1 protein-coding gene and 1 pseudogene are annotated in these 2,356 nt (G+C 36.0%); one reads left to right on the top strand and one right to left on the bottom strand.

All coding sequences use genetic code 11. The features are described 5' to 3' along the window. Positions 1-15: 15 nt before the first annotated feature. Positions 16-333: pseudogene (locus HCUR_RS09450) on the bottom strand (IS5/IS1182 family transposase); the annotation flags it as partial. Between the two features lie 1,834 nt (positions 334-2,167). On the opposite strand from HCUR_RS09450, the gene HCUR_RS08145 reads away from it, so the two are divergent. Further along, positions 2,168-2,311, top strand: a complete 144-nt coding sequence (locus HCUR_RS08145; RefSeq protein ID WP_165780613.1) for a Rho GTPase-activating protein — start codon at positions 2,168-2,170, stop codon at positions 2,309-2,311. The last annotated feature ends 45 nt before the right edge of the window (positions 2,312-2,356 follow it).

The following is a 2,356-nucleotide window of genomic DNA, read 5'->3' as shown; positions in this document are numbered from 1 at the left end:
TTATTCTTGACCCTTATCAATAAGGACAACTTCATATTCCATATCGCTTTTAAGGAGCGCTTTCCTACCTGGTAAAGCAAAATCAGGATGCTTGATGAACGTATCTTCTATCCATCTGATAGTTTTATAACCACTACTCTCTGATATCCCCTATGAAGATGCACATTAATAGCCTTTTTTCCATCGCTAGCGCATCTGGTTTTCCACCTCTTGCTTTTTTTTCTTCTCAGCCTCTTTTAGTAGTGCTATTATCTTTTTAAATGTAGATCTCTTCACACCACTTAATCTACGAAACGCTTCATCTTTATAATTTTTGATTTTTTCGTATTTCATCTCAACCTCTTTTATGGAGCTGAGTTAACGCTTATTTCTTAGGTTATGCAACAGGTCTAATTAAGGATGCTGATAACCTACCTCCTTATTCTCCTGACCTTAATCCCATTGAGAAACAATGCGCTCCCACTAAACAGATACGATGTTCTACACATTGTTCAATGGACGTGTTATTCTCTATCACTATTCTATGGGTATTTGGCTATATTTGAGGCAATTAGCACAGGCTTTACACGCAAAGTAGTAGAGTAAAAGCAGCGTTTTGGAGTGTTTGTTTTGAACGCTCGAAAAAGAAAAAATTCATTCAAATTGCCGTAAAGTACTGGGGATTAGACAATTCAACCATCCAAGTCCACCTCAATGGGTCGAGCTTAAAAAACGGCCCCCAATTTATTGAAAATCCGGTAATGGATGGACGATAAAATTTATTTGGGTGCTGAGAATAATCATTTTTGGTTAACTTTTTTCTCTCTTGGTCAAGGGCATAATGGAAATAATGGTCAGTATTGATTGAAAGATTGGGAACAGTATTTCCCTAAAATCCTCTTTATTATAGATCGTGCTTATGATCTAACCCGACAATAGGTTAAAAAATGCGGCTTTAATCCTGGTGTCCCTCCCAAAGAAAACCGCCTAAATTCTAAAAAACGAGATCTTATCTTGATCGTGGAAATGTGTTTATCGTGTTAATAAGCCCTATAAAAAGGTTCAGTAATCTTTTAAGGCAACTAATCTCTGTACAAATTTTAATTTTTTATTTATGATATCACCTCAAAAAAGTTAAATTTCGAAGATATGATCTTCTCTGGCTTCCCTAGTATAGAAATCATCGAAACATCTCGCGTTCGGTGGACAGTGTTTGTTTGCGCAATTTTTGGATATCTCTTTATATTTTTTCCTGGATTAATGTCTCCCGACTCTCTAAGTATGTACCAATTAGCCTTATCAGGAGGCTACTCTCAGCACACATCTTATTTCATGGTTTGGGTTTGGAGATAGTTGAATTGACTGTATCGGGGCCCTCTATTAATGTTTCTATTGAATATAGGACTGTTATGGGGTAGCGTTTATATCCTAGCTTTTCGCCTTGCAACTCACACTGGAGCTTGATACGTTGCCCTACTTTTTCCTTAGTAGTTATTGGATTGGCATCCATGCAGGGTGGATTTGGAAGGATGGTACTCTCGCGTTTGGATACATGTTTCTCTTAGTGCAGCTTGTGCAAAAATAAAAGACATAGCAACAGTTTTCCTTTTTGAAATGGGTTGTATTTTGGATACTTCTCATCTTTTTGAAATGGGTTGTATTTTGGATACTTCTCATCTATGCCACTGAAAGTTGTTCAGAAACGCTTTATGTGTCCTTTGGTGATTGGTTAGTTTTTTCGAATTCAACAGCTAAGTTGGAGCAGGATAAAAAGATTCATTATTACTAGTGTATTGAGTATTGGCTTGATTTTTGGTATTCAAACGTTCCACAAAAAAGTTTTTTCAAATTCTCGCTCAGTCACGCATTCATGGCAATTTGTCAATATTTATGATTTAGTGAGGCTGAGTATATATTCAAAAACCTACTTGGTGCTCAAATTTTTAGAATCTGTATTCATGGATAAACGGAGGGAGTATAGTGAAGCTATGAGGTAATAAGAATGAGTAATATAAAGGATTTAACAGATCATGAATGAAAGCTCGTTAAGGATCATTTTGAATGGTGCAAGTATGGTAATAGCAGTAAACACGAGAAGAAAAATCGTGTTAATCGAGTATTTTACATAATAGACCGCTTGCATAACCTAAGCAATAAGTGTTAACTCAGCTCCATAAAAGAGGTTGAGATGAAATACGAAAAAATCAAAAATTATAAAGATGAAGCGTTTCGTAGATTAAGTGGTGTGAAGAGATCTACATTTAAAAAGATAATAGCACTACTGGAAAAGGCTGAGAAGAATAAAAAAGAGGTGGAAAACCAGATGCGCTAGTGATGGAAAAAAGGCTATTAATGTGCATCTTCATAGGGGATATCA

Source organism: Holospora curviuscula, from assembly GCF_002930195.1.
Taxonomy (GTDB): domain Bacteria; phylum Pseudomonadota; class Alphaproteobacteria; order Holosporales; family Holosporaceae; genus Holospora; species Holospora curviuscula.
The sequence above is the reverse complement of the archived record's forward strand: the minus strand, read 5'-3'. Positions and strand labels throughout refer to the sequence as shown.

What these genes read in the sequence shown, in the direction of transcription:
- HCUR_RS08145 (WP_165780613.1), top strand. Translation starts at nt 2,168, where the DNA reads ATGAAATACGAAAAAATCAAAAATTATAAAGATGAAGCGTTTCGTAGA.